14 protein-coding genes are annotated in these 15,417 nt (G+C 38.5%); 13 read left to right on the forward strand and 1 reads right to left on the reverse strand.

The features are described from left to right. The first annotated feature begins 7 nt into the window (after positions 1–7). The 3 genes from L1999_RS05005 to L1999_RS05015 all read left to right on the forward strand — a co-directional run bounded on the left by L1999_RS05005 (position 8) and on the right by L1999_RS05015 (position 2,948). Complete coding sequence (locus L1999_RS05005) at positions 8–751, forward strand: amino acid ABC transporter ATP-binding protein (protein WP_235744256.1); 744 nt, start codon at positions 8–10, stop codon at positions 749–751. 352 nt (positions 752–1,103) lie between these two features. After that, positions 1,104–2,666 carry an ATP-binding protein gene (locus L1999_RS05010; protein ID WP_235742567.1) on the forward strand — a complete coding sequence of 521 codons (1,563 nt, stop codon included), beginning with the start codon at positions 1,104–1,106 and terminating at the stop codon, positions 2,664–2,666. Between the two features lie 51 nt (positions 2,667–2,717). After that, positions 2,718–2,948 carry a hypothetical protein gene (locus L1999_RS05015; protein ID WP_235742568.1) on the forward strand — a complete coding sequence of 77 codons (231 nt, stop codon included), beginning with the start codon at positions 2,718–2,720 and terminating at the stop codon, positions 2,946–2,948. 62 nt (positions 2,949–3,010) lie between these two features. On the opposite strand, the gene L1999_RS05020 is transcribed toward L1999_RS05015, so the two are convergent. Further along, the gene (locus L1999_RS05020; RefSeq protein ID WP_235742569.1) at positions 3,011–4,507 is read right to left on the reverse strand and encodes a peptide MFS transporter; all 1,497 of its coding nucleotides are present in this window, start codon (positions 4,505–4,507) and stop codon (positions 3,011–3,013) included. 283 nt (positions 4,508–4,790) lie between these two features. Here L1999_RS05020 and L1999_RS05025 point away from each other — a divergent pair, with 283 nt between their 5' ends. From L1999_RS05025 to argC, 10 genes are all read left to right on the forward strand, one after another. Next, positions 4,791–5,741 (forward strand): sensor domain-containing protein, encoded by a 951-nt coding sequence (locus tag L1999_RS05025; RefSeq protein ID WP_235742570.1) that lies wholly within the window; start codon positions 4,791–4,793, stop codon positions 5,739–5,741. Between the two features lie 117 nt (positions 5,742–5,858). After that, a complete protein-coding gene (locus L1999_RS05030; protein ID WP_235742571.1) occupies positions 5,859–6,623 on the forward strand; it encodes a MerR family transcriptional regulator in 765 nt (254 codons plus the stop codon). A 231-nt stretch (positions 6,624–6,854) separates the two neighbouring features. After that, positions 6,855–7,862 (forward strand): ABC transporter ATP-binding protein, encoded by a 1,008-nt coding sequence (locus L1999_RS05035; protein WP_235742572.1) that lies wholly within the window; start codon positions 6,855–6,857, stop codon positions 7,860–7,862. After that, positions 7,843–8,811 carry an ABC transporter ATP-binding protein gene (locus tag L1999_RS05040; RefSeq protein WP_235742573.1) on the forward strand — a complete coding sequence of 323 codons (969 nt, stop codon included), beginning with the start codon at positions 7,843–7,845 and terminating at the stop codon, positions 8,809–8,811. The genes L1999_RS05035 and L1999_RS05040 overlap by 20 nt, the downstream gene beginning before the upstream one ends. 49 nt (positions 8,812–8,860) lie before the next feature. Beyond that, positions 8,861–10,477 carry an ABC transporter substrate-binding protein gene (locus tag L1999_RS05045; protein WP_235742574.1) on the forward strand — a complete coding sequence of 539 codons (1,617 nt, stop codon included), beginning with the start codon at positions 8,861–8,863 and terminating at the stop codon, positions 10,475–10,477. Between the two features lie 73 nt (positions 10,478–10,550). After that, positions 10,551–11,558: an ABC transporter permease gene (locus L1999_RS05050; RefSeq protein ID WP_235742575.1), complete on the forward strand. Its 1,008-nt coding sequence runs from the start codon at positions 10,551–10,553 to the stop codon at positions 11,556–11,558. 46 nt (positions 11,559–11,604) lie between these two features. Next, positions 11,605–12,474 carry an ABC transporter permease gene (locus tag L1999_RS05055; protein WP_235744257.1) on the forward strand — a complete coding sequence of 290 codons (870 nt, stop codon included), beginning with the start codon at positions 11,605–11,607 and terminating at the stop codon, positions 12,472–12,474. Between the two features lie 373 nt (positions 12,475–12,847). Further along, the gene (locus L1999_RS05060; protein ID WP_235744258.1) at positions 12,848–13,342 is read left to right on the forward strand and encodes a shikimate kinase; all 495 of its coding nucleotides are present in this window, start codon (positions 12,848–12,850) and stop codon (positions 13,340–13,342) included. Beyond that, entirely contained in the window at positions 13,339–14,115 is a 777-nt protein-coding gene (aroD, locus tag L1999_RS05065) for a type I 3-dehydroquinate dehydratase (protein WP_430540006.1), read from the forward strand. Before L1999_RS05060 ends, aroD begins: the two co-directional genes overlap by 4 nt. Positions 14,116–14,335: 220 nt before the next feature. Then, entirely contained in the window at positions 14,336–15,373 is a 1,038-nt protein-coding gene (gene argC, locus L1999_RS05070) for an N-acetyl-gamma-glutamyl-phosphate reductase (protein ID WP_235742576.1), read from the forward strand. The last annotated feature ends 44 nt before the right edge of the window (positions 15,374–15,417 follow it).

The raw sequence follows: 15,417 nt of genomic DNA on the forward strand, positions 1-15,417 counted from the left end.
GGTGAATATGGCGATCATTGAAGTTTCAAACCTCAAAAAGTCTTATGGAAAACTAGATGTATTAAAAAGGATTACATTTGATGTAAATAAAAATGATGTAGTAGCAGTAATCGGTCCATCTGGTTCTGGAAAGAGTACAATGCTCCGCAGTCTTGTCCATCTTGAACAAGTGGACGCTGGCAGTATCAGTGTTTCCGGTGAACATTTGGTCAAGGATGGAATCTACCCAAAACAGTCCGAGATTAAGCAGATTACGGCTAGGATGGGAATGGTCTTCCAGCATTTTAATTTGTTTCCCCATCTTACAGTTCAGGAAAATTTGATCATTGCTCCTAAATTGGTGAAAAAGGAATCAGCTGCAGATCTGCATCAGCGAAGCTCAGAACTCCTTGATAAAATAGGCTTATCTAATCGTGCAAAAGCCTATCCCGCTAATTTATCTGGCGGTCAAAAACAACGGGTTGCCATTGCGCGGGCTCTTATGATGAATCCTGAAATCTTGTTGTTTGATGAGCCTACATCTGCCCTCGACCCTGAACTAACAGGGGAGGTTCTTCAAGTAATGAAGGAGCTAGCTGAAGAGAAAATGACCATGATTGTGGTTACACATGAAATGGGATTTGCAAAAGAAGTGGCAAACCGGGTAATTTTTATGGACAATGGTGAGATCATTGAATCCGGTCACCCGTCAGAGGTTCTTACTAGACCTCAGTTTGATCGAACAAAGGCCTTTTTAAACCGGAGTCTCTGATTAATATAGAATAAAGTTAAAAAGCTCATCTTTCTTTTTCAATAAGATGAGCTTTTAATTTTTTAAATTAATTCCTGTAGGAGTTCTGCTGAATTATCGGTTATAATTTTAATCATTTTCTCTTCACCTTCTATTTTGAATAGATGGTAATAAGTATAATAGTTTAGCTTTTTTTATGAGAAAATTAGGACTTTTGGGTTATTCATATTTGAATAAAAGAGCCGTACAGTTTAGATAAGTAGATAAATTTACCATTAATTATTTCCATTGGCAAAGTGTTCCTTGTTAAATTATCGAAATTATTAAAATTTAGTGTTAAAAAATATAATTTTACTGAAAGGATTTTTTAACAATGATTACAGATGGTAGTGTAAAGCAAGAATCAGAACAAGGTACACATTTAAGCCAATTAGCCTCTGTTGGACAAATTGCCGCAGGGATTGCCCATGAGGTAAAAAATCCGTTAACCGCAGTTAAAGGCTTTTTGCAATTGCTAGAACAGGATGGAAGAAGAGAATATATTCAAATTGCACAATCAGAATTAGATAATGCCCTCGCAACTTTAAATAATTTATTGCAGGTATCCAAACCTGATTTGGAAAATGAAGATTTTCAGACGATTTATTTAGCTGTAGAGATAGAATCAATCCTCAATTTATTTCAAGATAAATTATATAATATTAGGTTACATACTGAATTTTTTCATACAAATATTCCGATTAGTGGAAGAAAAAATCAATTCAAAAAAGCATTTTTTAACTTAATTAAAAATGCGATTGAATCAATGGTTGGAATAGGTACACTAACCATTAGCCATGAGCTGGTGGGCAATGAGGTCATTGTAAAAATTAAGGATACAGGAGTGGGGATTTCAGCGGATAAGATTCAGTTACTAGGAACTCCTTTTTTTACCACCAAAGAACAAGGAACAGGGATGGGGTTAACGCAGGTATTTTCAGTCGTCTATCAGCATGGCGGGAATATTACGGTCGACAGTAAAGAGAATCAAGGCACCATGTTTACAATAAAGATTCCAATGATGCAACAGGTAAAACAAAAGGGAGTAAAAACGTTGAATTTACACTATAAAGAAAAACTCTCGATGAAGCATTTCTTCTTCGAGAATCGCCAGGCGTTTGAAGAAAGACTGTTGCATGAAGCCATTAATGTAAAAGATAAAATCGAAGAAATACATAAAATAGGAAATATAAATCTATTATCAAATGCCCATAAATTGGTTTTATTTGTACTGGAGGAACGGGGGCATGAACTTATCTCTTTTGCTAAGCAAGAAGGGATTGCATGGGCAAAGTATTCTTTGACACTAGCATTTAAATTGGAATGGATTCAAGCAATCAGAAGAACAGTATGGGACTTCTTGTATAATTATGATCTTCTAAGTAAAACAGAAGCTGACAGATTGGCGTTTTATTCATTGGAAAAACAAATAAATGAAAATATTGATCAATTTCTTACGTACTTTTTTATCAGTTATTCTAACTATAAGGATGAACTACTGGCAACCCACCAAAAGATGGTGGATGATCTCTCGGTCCCCATTATCCCGATTAACAGGGAAATATGTATTTTACCCTTAATTGGTCCGATTGATTCATTACGCCTTGCGATCATACAGGATAAAGTGTTTTCCGAGATTGAAAATCATCATATTCAGTCATTGATAATCGATCTTTCTGGCATAACGCCGATGAAACATGACGCAACTGTGCAGTTTATCAAGCTTATTGAAGGGATTTCCATGATGGGGTGTAAAACATTCTTAACAGGATTACGTGCGGAGATCGTCAAAAATTTAATTAGTATCGATGCAGGCTTTAAGCCGATGGCAAAATTTAAAGGAACATTAGAACAAGCCCTTAATGATGTTATTAATGACACTGAACGAAAGAGGTAACATAAATTCCGTTAGGTTAGAGAAGGATAAAAGTAAAAGGAGGTCCCGCTCATGGATTACCATCTGTTCAACCGAAAGGACAAAGAAGAAGAGGAAAACCTTGAAATTATTCTGGAAAATTCAAAAGAAATAGAAGAAGATTTAATGCGAACTTATTTGATTACAGCAGAGCGGATTCATGATAACGATGAATTAAAAGAACGCCTCGAAAATTTTGCCGAAGGAAACGCAAAACGGACAAAACAATTAATCGATGAATTAAATGATCTTACAGATAAGTAAAAAATGAGTAAAAGAAAAAGGTGAAGTTCTCTTTAAATAAGAGTGCCTTCACCTTTTTATTATTAGCGTATGCCTTTCATTAATCCTTGAATTTTTGGTGCAAGTGCTAATAGAATAAAACCAAGGACGATCGAAACACCGCCGATTACACCGAAGTAGGTCATTTCTGTTTCCGGTGTATAGAATTTAACTACTTGTGCATTTAATGCCTGAGCAGCTGCACTGGATAAGAACCATAAGCTCATCGTTTGTGCAGAAAAGGCTGCCGGAGCTAATTTCGTTGTAGCTGAAAGTCCTACAGGTGAAAGACATAACTCACCTAATACAACAATTAAATAACTAAGAACTAGCCATAATGGATTTACCAATGAATTTGTTCCTCCGAAATAGGCTGGAACAAGGATAACCATAAATGATAAACCAGCAAATAATAGGCCTAAAGAAAATTTTTGCGGAATGGAAGGCTCGCGCTTTCCTAATTTCATCCATATTGCTGCGAATACCGGAGCTAATACAATAATGAATAATGGATTTAGTGATTGGAACCATGCTGGAGAAATAGTTATTCCAGCAAAATCTAATTGTGTACGCTTGTCCGCATAGTTGGCTAGGATGGTTGAACCCTGCTCCTGAATGGCCCAAAACATGACGGATGCAATAAACAATGGAATATAGGCGATAACACGTGATTTTTCAACTGATGTAGTTTTAGGGCTTGCATACATGCGAATAAAGTAGATAGTAGGAATTAAAATTCCAAGAATACTTACAATGTTAATAAACCCTTCGAATGTTAAAATTCCGTTTGGAATCGTCATAAAACAAATAATAGCAATGACAATAATCGCAATTGCGAAATATGTGTATACTTTTTTCTTCTCAGAACCTGTAAGCGGGTTTGATACGGTTGTTCCTGCAAGGCCAAGATTTTTCTTCTTTGTTATTAAAAAGACAACTAATCCTAGGAACATTCCTACAGCGGCAATACCGAAACCTAAGTGGAAGCTAGTATTCATGATGGTCTTGGATCCAACGATTAACGGTGATAAGAAGGCGCCCGCGTTAATCCCCATGTAAAAAATACTAAATCCAGCATCACGGCGATTATCATTTTCAGCATACATTTCACCAACAACGGTTGAAACGTTTGGTTTTAATAAACCTGTACCCAAGACAATCAGTACCATAGAAACAAAGAAAAAGGCGATGCTTCCTGGGATGGCGAGGGCAATATGACCGAGCATAATGAGGATGCCCCCAATAAATACGGCTTTTGAGGTACCGAAGATCCGGTCAGCGAACCAGCCTCCAATAATCCCTGACATATAAACGAGGGATCCATATATCGACATAATCGATAATGCCAAGGTTTGGTCCATTCCTAAGCCGCCCTTGGTTACACTATAATACATATAGTAAACAAGAATGGCTCTCATTCCGTAATAAGAGAATCTCTCCCAGAATTCTGTAAAGAAAAGTGTAAATAAACCTTTAGGATGTCCAAAGAATCCTTTCTGAGGTACACTATCCACAATTTTCTGTTTATTTAGATTTGACATTACATTACCTCCTTTTACATTATTCTATGATACTTTTTCTAAGTTTGAATTGTCAAAAACTTTTTTTTGGTAATAGAGAGAAAAGTTAATGAAAACCTTGATAATTCAATATATTTGAGATGTTGGGTGAAAAAAGAAAGTTTTTTTAAAATAATAAATCATTTCAGACTAAAATGATTTTTCGCACAAAGAGATTGATAGAGCCGCAATTAGGTTTTAATTTAAAAGCAAAGGGCATTTTATATGTATCCGCTAAGTGGGTAAACGAAGAGGCTTAAATTTAATGAATACAGGTGACTTATATATGGTGAGTAAAGATAATCTTGACTTTTTAAATAAAGATTTATTTTTTAAGTTATTTAATAATATGTCTGATTTGGTCTATTTGACGAGTGTAGAAGAAGATGGTCAATTTAGTTATGTTCTAGCTAATGAGCCGGCCAAAAATTTCTCAGGACTAACATCAGACTGCTATGGAAAGCCGATTAAAGAGGTGCTTCAACCAGAGGTTTATACTGTCATTGAAGATAAATACTTACAAGTCTTGGCTACTAAGAAACCAGTCAAATATGAAGATAAAATCGTCCTTTCAACGCCAATGAACCATTCAAAGAACCATGTGGTTTATTGGGAATCAACGGTTACACCAGTGGTTAATCAGGAAGGTCAATGTACGCATTTACTGGCTGTAGTTCGTGATGTAACAGAGCGGAAAAAGTATGAGCAGCAATTAAAACATTTGGCCCACCATGACAACTTAACAGGACTGCCAAATCGAACTTACTTTTTTATAAGGCTGAAGGAGGAAATGGAATTATCGAAACAGACGCAAACAACATTAGCTGTATTTTATCTTGATGTCGATCATTTTAAAAAGATTAATGATTCAATGGGACATGATATGGGCGATAAACTATTAAAGGAGTTCTCCCGGCGCGTAAAAGCCTGTATTCGGGATGAGGATATGCTTGCAAGGCTGGGAGGAGACGAATTTGTCATTCTACTGTCGGGATTGTCAGAAGAAAACGTCACTCAAATCGCCAAGCGAATAATAGCCTCAAGTAGTAACGAATGGAAAATAAATGAAACAAAAATTAAAATAACGACAAGTATCGGTATTGCATTTTACTCCCATCTTAGCCAAGACGAAAAAACCTTACTACAACATGCAGACCATGCCCTTTACAAAGCAAAAGAAAATGGCAGAAGCAACTACCAGATATACAAGAGCTAATTGGTGCCTGTACACCTTGAATGGACAAATGTCTTTTAATGGTGTCAGGCACCATTTTTTTTGTTGACTTTGACGTTGCGTTAAGGTGTATTGTTGATTTTAAGGGGAGGTGAGCGAATGGAGTATACTGTGCAAAAGTTGGCGAGTTTGACGGGGATTAGTTCGAGGACGCTTAGATATTATGATGAGATTGGCATTCTTAAGCCGGCGAGGATCAATTCGTCTGGATATCGGATCTATGGTCAAGCGGAAGTCGATCGGCTGCAGCAAATTCTCTTTTACAGGGAATTAGAGGTCAGTTTGGATAGAATCAAAGAAATTGTCACTGATCCAGCCTTTGATGGTGCGGCTGCTCTTAAAGAACACCGTGAAAAACTCCTTGAGAAAAAGAAACAATTAGAAGTGTTAATTGCTAATCTTGATAAAACCATTGCGTCAGCGGAAGGGAAAATGAAAATGTCTAATAAAGATAAGTTCGAAGGTTTTAAGAAAAAAATGATTGAAGAAAACGAGAAAAAGTTTGGAGAAGAAATCCGCCAAAAATATGGTGATGATCGAGTGGACCAATCAAATGAAAAGGTAATGAGTATGACGCAGGAGCAGCACAATGAAGTTACTGCATTGGCTGAAACTATTACTGTTACCTTAGCTGAAGCGTTTAAAACAGGCGATCCTGGAGGGGAGTTAGCCCAAAAAGCGGCAGAACTGCACAAACAATGGCTAAGCTATTATTGGACCAAATACAGCAAGGAGGCCCATGCCGGGCTTGCTCAAATGTATGTAGATGATGAGAGATTTACGGCCTATTATGATAAAGTGCAGCCAGGTACGGCCAAGTTTTTACGAGATGCCATATACATTTACACAGGTATAAAAAAGTAATAGTAATATAGTAATATCAAAATGGATCTTTGATGTTTAGTGCCTACACTACCCTGCAGTAACGCTTTAATGCAGTTTGGTGTAAGGCGCTTTTTTATTATTTTTTATGTTATTGACAAGTTTCGATAAAAACAGGCATGTGGTATATGTCATAATTATTTTAATATTTTCTATATTATAATATTTCAAAAGAATTGGTTGCTAATCATAGATAATGAGGTAGGTGTTAATGTGAGTCATATTTTACAGATTAAGGACTTAAAAGTATCGTTTCAATCTGGGAAAAAGCTCTTACCTGCAATTGATGGGATTAGTTTTGATTTAAAAGAAGGAGAAATTCTTGGAATCGTAGGTGAATCAGGGAGTGGTAAAAGTGTAACTTCCTTAGCGGCAATGGGATTAATTCCTTCACCACCAGGAAAAATGGAAAAGGGTCAAATTATATTTGAAGGAAAAGATTTAAGACACAACACCGAAAAAGAATGGCGTAAAGTTCGTGGAAATCAGATATCGATGATCTTCCAGGAACCAATGACATCACTGAATCCTTTGTTCACCATTGGGAATCAGTTGATGGAAGCCATCAAACTACATACCAATCTCTCAAAGAGAGAAGCACTAGTTCGAGGCATTGAATTATTAAGACTAGTAGGAATCCCAAGAGCAGAGGGGATTTTGAAAGAGTATCCCCACCAGTTATCGGGTGGAATGAGACAACGGATCATGATAGCCATGGCAATGGCGTGCAATCCTAAGGTATTGATTGCGGACGAACCCACAACCGCATTGGACGTAACGATTCAGGCACAAATTCTTGCCTTAATGAAGGATTTAAATAAAAAAACAAATACATCGATTATCTTGATTACGCACGATTTAGGCGTGGTAGCGGAAATTTGTGAACGGGTAATCGTTATGTATGCAGGACAAATCGTGGAACAAGGTGATGTGAGAACCATCCTTAAAAATCCACGGCATCCGTATACAAAAGGACTATTAAAATCGGTCCCTGAATTAAGCGGGAAAAAGGAGCGCCTCTATAGCATACCAGGAACCGTCCCTATGCCGGGAACCATACAGCATGGGTGCCGATTCGCACCACGCTGTTCAGAAGCTTTTAGCAGGTGCCAAGAGGAGGAACCAAAACTACGGAAAATGGAAAATGACAAACATGAAGTTCGCTGTTTTCTATATACAGTAAAGGAGGGGAGCGACAAGCATGTCGGAGTTACTTCTTGAGGTAAATGGGTTGAAAAAGTACTTTCCGATTACCGGAGGACTTTTTGGAAGGAAACAAGGTGAAGTGAAAGCAGTAGACGATATTTCTTTTTATGTTAGAAAAGGAGAAACATTAGGAATTGTAGGGGAAAGCGGATGCGGGAAATCGACTACCGGCCGCCTGTTAATGCGTTTGATGGAAGCAAGTGAAGGAAAGATTATATTTGAAGATAAAGAGATTACGAGTATGTCAAAATCTGAATTAAGAAAAACCCGCCGTGATATACAGATGGTATTTCAAGACCCCTATGCATCCTTAAACCCCAGACATTCGATTGAACAAATTCTTGAAGAACCGCTGATTGTCCACGGAATTGGAACCAAAGCGGAGCGCAAAAAGCAAGTGAGAGAAATGCTGGAGGTAGTCGGTTTAAGCAGCAATTATGCCAAGCGATATCCGCACCAATTCAGCGGCGGTCAGCGTCAACGAATTGGAATAGCTAAAGCATTGATGACAAAGCCGAAGCTGATTATAGCGGATGAACCAGTGTCAGCATTGGACGTTTCAATCCAAGCCCAGGTACTTAACTTAATGAAGGATATTCAAAAAGAATTTCAGCTTACCTACATATTTATCGCACATGATTTAGGTGTGGTTCGTCATATTAGTGATCGTGTTGGCGTGATGTATTTAGGAAGATTAATAGAGTTAGCTGAAAGTGAAAATCTATATCAAAGTCCCTTCCATCCATACACCAAGGCACTCCTCTCAGCGGTACCCATCCCAGACCCAGACAGTAAGAAGGAAACTATTTTAATAGAGGGAGAAATTCCAAGTCCCGCCAATCCTCCATCTGGCTGTGCATTCCATACCAGGTGTTCACAAGTGCTCGATATTTGCAAAACAACAAGACCTCGAGAACAAGAGTTGAACGGTCATTTTGTTGCGTGTCATTTATTTAAAAAGTGATGTGCTGCATTGATGATATAAAAAAATGTACAGGGGGTAACAAACTTTTATGAAGAAAAAACCTTTTATACTGTTGTTGATTTCTCTACTAGCCATCAGCATGTTCTTGGCTGGCTGCAACAGTAAAACAAATGAAACTACTGGAGGCAAGGAAGATTCAGCCTCTGGAAGCACCTCGAAAAAGGACACACTAGTCTATGGCCGTGGAGGAGATTCTACTTCACTAGACCCGATCACCTCAACTGAAGGAGAAACATTTAAAGTAACTGAAAACATATTTGAAACATTACTTGAATATGGCGACCAAGATACAACCATACATCCTGGACTTGCTGAATCGTGGGAAGTTACACCTGATGGTTTAACGTATACCTTTAAACTTCGACAAGGAGTTAAATTCCATGATGGGACCGATTTTAATGCAAAAGCAGTTGTATTTAACTTTGACCGCTGGATGAATGGCAATGCCGACAGTTTCCCTTATTATACAATGTTTGGCGGTTATAAGGGGGAAAAAGGGCACGTCATTAAAGAGGTTAAAGCGATTGATGACCATACAGTCCAATTTGTTTTAACAAGACCACAAGCACCATTCCTGAAAAACTTAGCGATGTCTCCATTTGGAATTGCCAGCCCTGAAGCCGTTAAGAAATACGGTGATAAATTTAGACAACATCCTGTTGGTACCGGTCCATTTAAATTCGTCGAGTGGAAAGAAAACGATACGATTACGATTGAGAAAAACCCTGACTATTGGAAAAAGGGCTACCCTAAGTTAAACAAAGTTATTTTCCGTGTCATTCCTGAGAATACAGCACGTCTTAATGCTTTGGCCAATGGTGAGATTGATGTCATGGATGGCCTAAACAATTCAGATGAAGCTGCTGTTAAAGCAAATGCTAATCTCCAAGTCATTGAACGGCCATCAATGAATGTTGGCTATATTGGTTTAACAACCACTCGCAAACCATTTGATAACAAACTCGTTCGTCAAGCCATCAATTATGCCATTGATAAAAAGTCAATCATCGATGCGTTTTATGGCGGAAAGGCACTTGAGGCTGTCAATCCAATGCCGCCTTCCATTGAAGGCTACAACAAGTCGATTGAGCCATACCCATATGATTTAGACAAAGCGAAACAATTACTAAAAGAAGCCGGTTACGAAAAAGGATTTACGATTGACCTATGGGCAATGCCTGTAGCAAGACCATATATGCCGGAAGCACAAAAGGTGGCAGAAGTGATCCAAGAAAGTTTAAGTAAAATTGGAGTTAAAGCCAAGATCCAGTCTGTTGACTGGGCAACTTATTTAGACAAAGCGGGCAAAGGCGAGTTTGATATGTTCATGCTTGGCTGGACAGGCGACAATGGAGACCCTGATAACTTCTTATACACTCTGCTTGATAAAGACAGTATTGGAAGCAATAACTATTCCTATTATAGCAATGACCAATTACACGATATCCTAATTAAGGCTCAAACAGAAACAGATCAAGCTAAGCGTAATGCGCTGTATGAGGAAGCACAGGTTATCATCCATGATGATGCTCCATGGGTTCCACTTGTACATTCCACACCATTATTAGCAGCAGGGAAAGACGTGGTTAACTATTTGCCGCACCCAACAGGCTCAGAGGCTTTGACAAAAGTAGAATTTAAATAATAGCTGTACAAGGGGGAGGGACTTTTCCTCCCTTTTGGTAACTTAAAGTTCATTCTCAAAAGAGGTGAAAAATTTGTTTACTTACACAGTCCGCCGCGTGTTCTCTCTCATACCGGTTTTAATTGGGATGACAATGGTGGTTTTTGCTATTATCCATGCTATTCCTGGTAATCCAGCTCAAGTCATTCTTGGACAAAGAGCAACCGCAGAATCCATTGCGACCTTAACTAAGGAATTAGGATTGGACCGCCCCTGGTACATACAATATATAGAGTATATTAAAGCATTGCTTCATGGAGATTTAGGGATCTCACTAAGGACAAGAGGTCCCATTAATGAAGAAATTTGGTCGTACTTGGCGGCAACAGCGGAATTAACCCTTGTGGCGATGTTTATCGCAGTTATTATTGGTGTAAATGCAGGGATAGTGAGTGCCTGGTTCTCGAGATCATGGTTTGATTATGCCGCGATGGTCCTTGCCTTAATTGGGGTATCACTGCCAATATTTTGGCTTGGTTTAATGGAACAATGGGTGTTTTCCATTCATTTAGGCTGGCTTCCGACCACAGGAAGAGAGAATGTTAGAGATCCCGTTTCCGCCATTACCAATCTATATTTAATCGATACGCTTTTACAAGGAAGATTTGATCAATTTATTGTGGTCCTGAAGCATTTGATATTACCAAGTGTGGCACTTGCTACCATACCTATGGCCATAATCGCCAGAATGACTCGCGCCACCATGCTTGAGGTAATGAAATCAGATTACATCCGTACCGCAAGGGCAAAAGGTCTGAGCATGTTTTGGGTCGTGTATAAGCATTCTTTAAAAAATGCGATTATTCCAGTACTGACCATTATCGGGCTGCAAACAGGCCTTCTTTTGGGTGGAGCTATTTTAACAGAAACCATTTTTGGCTGGCCGGGAATTGGCCGATATTTATATGATGCAATCGGTTATCGGGATTATCCAGTGATTCAATCAGGTATTTTATTAATTGCTGCCATCTTTGTTTTTATTAATTTAATTGTGGATGTATTGTATGTCTTTGTTGATCCAAGAATTAAATATACGAAATAAAGGAGGGGGAATTTAGGTGGCGGAACTTGTAAAAAAAACAGCTAATATTGAGCATGTACCTGTTGAAGATAAGCTGACTCCTCCTTGGAAGGAAGCCTGGATATCCTTTTATAAAAACCGATTAGCCCTAGCTGGCCTGGGGATTGTAGCTTTTTTTATCATCATTGCGATTTTAGCACCGGTTATTTCACCCTATAGTTATAAAGAGCAAGTGCTAACAGATCGAATGCTTCCGCCTTCAGGCGATCATTGGTTTGGAACGGATGATTTTGGCCGTGACATTTTCTCGCGGATTGTTTATGGGGCGAGGATATCCTTGTGGGTCGGATTTTTCTCTGTTCTAGGTTCGGTGGTATTTGGCACCATTTTAGGAATTGTTGCAGGATATTATGGCCGCTGGATTGATTCTGTTATCTCGCGAATTTTTGATATCATGCTTGCCTTCCCTAGTATTCTTTTAGCGATAGCGGTAGTAGCCATCCTTGGACCCTCTTTACAAAACGCTTTAATAGCCATTGCAGTCATTAATATTCCGAACTTTGGCCGGCTTATCCGTTCAAAGGTGCTAAGTGTTAAACAGGAAGAATATATTATGGCAGCCCGCGCGGTGGGGATGAAGGATACCCGAATTCTCTTCCATCATATCTTACCTAACAGTGTTTCACCCGTCATTGTCCAAGCAACATTAGCGATTGCCACATCTATTATTGAAGCCGCGGCCCTCGGCTTTCTTGGAATGGGTGCACAGGCGCCGACACCGGAGTGGGGAAAAATGTTGGCAGATTCGAAGAATTATATTACTCAGGCACCTTGGACACTGTTTTTTCCAGGGGTTGCCATCATGTTGACGGTGTTGGGCTTCAATTTAATGGGTGATGGACTTAGGGATGTCCTTGACCCAAAGATGAAGAATTAGAAACGAAGGTAGCGGAAAAGTAGTTCTATGGATAAGAATGGTTCATAACCCCTAAAGGCAAGGGCGAAAGAGAACTACGACCGATAAGAGTGGTTCATAACCCCTGAAGGCTAAGGCGAAAGAGAACTACGACCGATAAAAGGGGCTCATAACCCCCTAAGCTCAAGGTGAAAGAGAGATTCGACAGATATAAAGGGTTCATAATCCCTTAATGCTAGTTAGACTCCAATAGGGGTCTTTTTCTATTCATTCATAACCCAAGGTTTCTTAATTTTCAATTAAGCATTATAATGATGTAAATAATAGCTCATAGCCTTTAGGGGGATGAAAGGTTTTGAATAATAGTGAAAAAAGTATAATTTTTATTGGTTTTATGGGAGTAGGAAAGACGACAATTGGAAAGCTTGTTGCACAAAAACTTCTTCGTCCATTTGTTGACATTGACGAAGAAATTGAAAAAGAGTATGGAATGCCTGTCTCGCAAATTTTTAAAGAGATTGGTGAAAAAGCATTTAGAGATCGGGAGAAACAGCTGATTGCCGAATTAGCCGAACAAGAGCGAAAAGTAATTTCTCTCGGCGGTGGTGCTTTTTTGCAGGAAGAAATAAGAAAGATCTGTCTATCCTCCTGCATTGTCATTCATCTAGACTTATCCCTGGAAAGCTGGAAAGAACGGCTCAGTTTAATTTTTGACAGCAGGCCGGTGTTACATGGAAAGTCAATTGGTGAAATGGAGGAGCTTTACAATAATCGGCAAGAAATCTATGCACTGCATCATTTGAAAATCAGTACGGACAACCAGAGCGCTGATAACATTGCAGAACAAATCATCAACACATTATCAATGGAATTTGGTGTAAGGCAATGATTAAAAAGAATATAAAAACGATTACAGTCAAAAACGTTATCATCGGTGAAGGTACTCCAAAAATTTGTGTTCCAATGGTAGGGTCTAGTTTTGCACATTTAATAGAGGAAGCAAACTATTTAAAAACACTTGATTTGGATTTAGTAGAGTGGCGTGTTGATTTCTATGAACATGTCGAAGAAATTGAAAAGGTAAAAGAGGTTTTAAGAGGGATTAGAGCGATCCTTCCCCAGACTCCACTTGTTTTCACATTTCGAAGTGCTAAGGAAGGCGGGGAAAAAGAGGTTAGTACCTCTTTCTACTTTGAGTTAAATAAAGCTATTGCTGAAACCGGTCTGGTTGATATCGTCGATGTGGAGTTATTTAATGAGGAAAACGATGTTAAAGCATTAATAGAAGCTGCTCATTCTCAAAATGTTTATGTCATTATTTCTAACCATGATTTTCATGCGACTCCTTCAAAAGATGAAATTATCTCCCGGCTATGTAGAGCCCAGGAATTAGGTGGAGATCTCCCGAAGATTGCTGTAATGCCTGCAAGTACAGCTGATGTCCTAACATTACTGGATGCCACAACAACCATGAATGAACAATACGCTGACAGACCGATTATTACTATGTCCATGGCCGGAAAGGGAGTTATAAGCCGTTTAGCTGGAGAATTATTTGGCTCGGCCATTACTTTTGGAGCTGCTAAGAAGGCCTCCGCTCCGGGACAGGTATCAGTTAAGGAACTGCGAAACGTACTGAATTTGCTCCATACCAGTCTATAAAAAATTCTCGTTGTGTGAACTATTTTGAAGTTCCAGCATCCGCTGGAACTTATTTTTTTGCATATAAAATGTATAATCTTACAAACTAAAATGAAAGCGTTTACAAATAAAAGTGCGGTAATTTTCAGTAAAAATAAAAAATAATGCTATTTACTTGTTGAATAATTATATATATAAATGTATAATAATTCATTATGAAAGTGACTTGGGAGTTGAAGAAATGAAAGCTGCGATTATCGGCGGAACTGGTTATGGTTCAATTGAATTAGTCAGGTTAATTAATAAGCACCCATACTTGGAGATTGGTTCAGTGGTATCTAACTCCCAAGCTGGGGTTAATTTTAGCGATGTGTATCCACATCTTTCCGATGTGGTTGTTCAACCTCTAGAAACATTTAATACAAAGCGATTAAGTGAAGAAAATGACATTGTTTTCCTCGCTACCCCTTCAGGTGTAAGCAGCAAACTTGTACCACAGCTGCTGGATGAGGGAATAAAGTGTATTGACCTTTCCGGAGATTTCCGGCTTCGGTCTGCTGAAGATTATGAAACCTGGTATCAGCACTCCTCACCAGAGGAGGAGTACTTAAAACAGGCAGTCTACGGTTTAAGTGAGATCTATAAAGAGGAAATCAAGGAGGCAACCTTAATTGCTAATCCGGGGTGCTATCCCACTGCAACCAATCTTGGACTTTTACCAATCATGAAGTCCAAATTAGCTGATGAAAATTCAATTATTATAGATGCAAAATCTGGAGTTTCTGGTGCCGGAAGAGGACTCTCGTTAACTTCCCATTACTCAGAGATTAATGAAAACACTAAAGCTTATAAACTAGGAAAACATCAACATATCCCTGAAATAGAACAAGTTCTTACGGATGAAAGTGGCAATCCAATTACAGTTACCTTCACAACACATCTTGTTCCAATGACAAGGGGAATAATGTCCACGATGTACGTGAATCTAAAAGAAAAAATTTCAACCCAAAAAGTTATTGATTTATATAAACAATTTTATCAAGAATGTCATTTTATAAGAGTACGGCCGGAAGGGAATATACCTGCAACAAAAGAAGTAATGGGATCAAATTTTTGTGATATTGGTTTGCATGTGGATGAACGGACCAATCGGTTAACAATCATCTCAGTCATTGACAATCTAGTAAAAGGGGCAGCTGGTCAAGCGATTCAGAACGCCAATCTTATGAATGGCTGGGATGAACAAACTGGGCTCACCGATATACCAATATATCCATAATTTAAAACTAATAATTTACTAGTTAAATAGCCCTGTTAAATGCA

It is taken from the genome of Neobacillus drentensis, assembly GCF_021560175.1.
GTDB classification, from domain to species: Bacteria; Bacillota; Bacilli; order Bacillales; family Cytobacillaceae; genus Neobacillus; species Neobacillus drentensis_A.